Source organism: Gottfriedia solisilvae (genome assembly GCF_002128405.1).
GTDB classification, from domain to species: Bacteria; Bacillota; Bacilli; order Bacillales; family Bacillaceae_G; genus Gottfriedia; species Gottfriedia solisilvae.
This window is the reverse complement of record NZ_NETJ01000015.1, coordinates 1-4048: the sequence shown is the minus strand read 5'-3', so window position 1 is coordinate 4048 and position 4048 is coordinate 1. Positions and strand designations below refer to the sequence as shown.

3 protein-coding genes and 1 rRNA gene are annotated in these 4048 nt (G+C 31.3%); all 4 read left to right on the top strand.

The genetic code is table 11. The features are described 5' to 3' along the window. A 5S ribosomal RNA gene (gene rrf, locus CAB05_RS22785) occupies positions 1-77 on the top strand; the annotation flags it as partial. A gap of 153 nt (positions 78-230) precedes the next feature. Next, on the top strand, positions 231-1982 hold the full coding sequence (locus CAB05_RS21755) for an ABC transporter ATP-binding protein (RefSeq protein ID WP_088004294.1): 1752 nt from the start codon (positions 231-233) through the stop codon (positions 1980-1982). A gap of 20 nt (positions 1983-2002) precedes the next feature. Continuing rightward, a complete protein-coding gene (locus tag CAB05_RS21750) occupies positions 2003-2680 on the top strand; it encodes a response regulator transcription factor (protein ID WP_167374483.1) in 678 nt (225 codons plus the stop codon). Then, positions 2677-3741 (top strand): HAMP domain-containing sensor histidine kinase, encoded by a 1065-nt coding sequence (locus CAB05_RS21745; protein WP_088004290.1) that lies wholly within the window; start codon positions 2677-2679, stop codon positions 3739-3741. The genes CAB05_RS21750 and CAB05_RS21745 overlap by 4 nt, the downstream gene beginning before the upstream one ends. The last annotated feature ends 307 nt before the right edge of the window (positions 3742-4048 follow it).

Below are 4048 nucleotides of genomic sequence, written 5' to 3'. Positions count from 1 at the left end.
CCGAACACGGCAGTTAAGCTCTTCAGCGTCGATGGTAGTTGGGGGTTTCCCCCTGTGAGAGTAGAACGTCGCCTGGTAAATGAAAAACATCAGCTATTAGGCTGATGTTTTTTTGTGTTTTTAAAGTTAAGATTTCTTTGGTACCTTGTAACCTAGTTCATTTTTTATTCATATTTAAGATGTAAATTTAATAAGTACTTAAATTTAGATATAGAGTTAGGAGTAAAGTTATGAAAGAAGAAAAAAATATAAATAAAAACGATTGGAAGAACTTTATAGCATTAATTAAAAGCGCAAACCCACCTAAGGTCTTATTTATTGTAGGTGTCTTATTAAGTGTTACAACAACTTTAGTTGGATTATTATTACCGTTACTTACTAAGAAGTTCGTAGATGGGTTTTCAATATCATCTTTAAGTGCTGGGCAAATAGCTTTATTTGCAGGTGTACTTCTTTTACAAGCCATATCTTCAGCGACTGCAATCTACTTATTGAGTAGAGTTGGTAATCAGGTTGTAGCAAATGTAAGACATCGACTATGGAAAAAAATGATTGTTCTACCAATTTCTTATTACGATAATAGTCAAACAGGAGAAAATGTAAGTAGAGTTACCAATGATACAGCAATTTTAAAAGGTTTAATAACTGAACATATTACTAATTTTTTAACTGGTATTATTTCAATAATCGGTTCATTTGTTTTACTACTAATACTAGATTGGAAAATGACGTTAGTAACCTTTAGTATCATACCTGTTATTGTATTGATCTTTATCCCAATTGGAAGACAAATGTCAAAGCTGTCAAAGTTAACACAAGATGAAACGGCGAAGTTCACATCATTAATTAGCCAAGTCTTCTCTGAGATTAGATTAGTTAAAGTTTCGAATGCGGAATCAACTGAAATGACAAATGGTAGTAAGGGTATTAATAAGTTATTATCATTTGGTATTAAGGAAGGAAAATTACATGCATTAATCGGACCGATCGTTTCCTTCGTATTAATGTTAGTTCTTGTTGTGATTATTGGATATGGTGGGGTGAGAGTATCATCTGGTGCAATCACAGCAGGCGCACTTGTAGCCTATATACTATATTTATTTCAAATTATTTTTCCAGTAACTCAAATTACGCACTTTTTTACTGAGCTTCAAAAAACAAAAGGTGCAACAGAGCGTATGATTAATATTTTAGAGTTAGAGGAAGAGGATTATCAAAACGGAACTGAAGATATTGACACTAATTTACCAATTCATATAAATCAATTAAGCTTTGCATATAAAGATGAAGAAATTTTAAAAGAGCTTAATTTTTCTATCAATCCAGGTAAAGTAACTGCAATAGTTGGCCCTAGTGGTAGTGGAAAAACGACTTTGTTTTCATTGATTGAGCGCTTTTATTCTCCCACTGATGGAGAAATTTCAATCGGCACTAATCCAATTAACAACCTTAAATTAGAAAGCTGGAGAAAACACATCGGTTATGTTGCTCAAGAAAGTCCTTTAATCATTGGTACGATTCGAGAGAATATTTGCTATGGTATTGAAAGGAAAGTAACTGAACAAGAATTAGCGAATGTTTCTAAAATGGCTTATGTAGACCAATTCGTTGGTGAATTACCATTAGGATTTGATACTGAAGTTGGAGAGCGAGGTATTAAATTATCCGGTGGTCAAAGACAACGTATAGGTATTGCTAGAGCTTTATTAAGAAATCCAAAATTACTAATGTTAGATGAGGCTACATCGAATCTTGATAGTAGGTCGGAGTTAGTTGTTCAGAATGCACTATCAAATTTAATGCAAGGTAGAACAACATTAATCATTGCTCATCGTCTATCTACTGTAATTGATGCCGATCAAATCGTATTTTTAGATAAAGGAGAAATCACTGGAATCGGAACACATGATGAGTTATACATTTACCACCCGATGTATAAAGAGTTTGCTGATCAACAATTAAGAGTGAATAGTACCGTATAACATATTAGGGAAGGAAAAGTGTGATGACTAATATTTTAGTTGTAGATGACGATCCTCATATTCGGAAGTTGTTAAGTGTTTTATTAAGGAATGAAGGATTTATAGTGTACGAGTCAACAAATGGTATCGAAGCTTTAGAAACTTTTGATAAACAGAAAATAGATCTTATGATCATTGATTTAATGATGCCTAAAATGGATGGTTTTGAGCTTTGCCAAGAGGTAAGATCTGCATATGATCTTCCTATCATTATGCTAACTGCAAAAGGTGAAACGGAGCAAAAAGTAAAGGGCTTTAAATTGGGAACAGATGACTATGTTGTAAAACCTTTTGAACCAGTTGAGTTAATTGTAAGAGTAAAAGCTTTATTAAGAAGATCGAAAATATCATCTTCACAAATAGTTCAGGTTGGAAATTTAATGATAGATCATGGGAATTTTAAAGTAATCAGCAATGGCAACACTATTACTATACCTATGAAGGAATTAGAATTATTGTTTGTATTGGCTAGTTCTCTTGGAAGAACCTTTTCAAGAGAACAGTTAATTGAAAATATATGGGGTTTTGATTATCAAGGGGATGAAAGAACAGTGGATGTTCATATTAAACGTCTAAGAGAGCGATTTCCCGAGAAAGAATTTCATTTTAAAATTACAACCGTTTGGGGATTAGGATATCGAATGGAGATTATAAAATGAAAATGAAAATTCTAAAAGATATATTACATGCTATATTATTTTTTGCAGGGATTATTATCATTAGTAGTTTAATTACTTATTTCTCCACAAATCTTATATATGATCGTTATTTTGATAACCTATCAGCACTAACAGTACAAATTATCAATACATTATTAACTTTTGTAGTGCTAGGAGTTTTTGCTGCTATTGTTGGTAAATTCTTTCATCATCCAAAACAAAAGCTCATGATAAATGAGATAAATCATGCGATTAAGAGTATTTCTCGAGGAGAATATAACGTTACACTAAATTTTGAAAAATTTCCTGATATGAATAGAGGAGAAATCGGGAAAATTGTTAATAGCTTCAATAATATGGCAGTTAGTTTAGAACAGGTAGAGAAAATGAGACAGGAATTTATCTCTAATGTATCTCATGAGATACAATCCCCATTAACATCTATAAAAGGATTTGCAAAAGTTCTTCAAAACGAAAACTTACCTACAGAGGAAAGAATGCAATATTTAAGTATTATTGAATATGAAAGTAATCGTTTATCTAAACTTAGTGATAATCTGCTCAAATTGACATCTTTGGAAACACAAGACCAACCACTCGACAAAGCTATGTTTTCATTAAATAGTCAACTAATGTATTCAATTTTAAGTTGTGAGCCTCAAATTCTTGAAAAGGATATCAATATGGTAGTAAATCTAAATAAGGTTGATATTGAAGGAGATGAAGTGCTCTTAAACCAAGTGTGGCAGAATTTAATAAGTAATAGTATTAAGTTCACCCCTAATGGTGGAGAAATTTCAGTATCGGTAACGGAAGACAATGATAAGATAATCGTACAAATAAAAGATTCTGGAATCGGAATATCTAATGAAGATCAAATGCATATTTTTGAAAGATTTTATAAAGCAGATAAGTCTAGAGATCGAACTACTATGGGGAATGGACTAGGATTATCCATTGTTAGAAAAATTGTTGAGATGCATAATGGAGTAGTATATGTAGAAAGTGATGTTGGTATAGGTTCAACGTTTATTGTGGAATTACCCTTGAAACAAAGATAATAGTTTTGTGATACCATGTTTTTAACATAAAATGAAAAAAACATTTTTGTTTTATGTTAAAAAGGTATTGCATTAGTGAAAAATAGATGGTATATTATTAAACGTTGTCACATTTAAACGAAGTGTTCAACAAATTATAATGAAAATTAGTTGTTGACAAAAACAACTAAAAAATGTTATTATAATATAAGTCGCTTACGAGCGATAAAGTGAACTTTGAAAACTAAACAAAACATGAAGTAAAACGTCAATTATTAGTTTTTTGAGCAATACAAGATTTAAACTTAACTATTATGGAGAGTTTGAT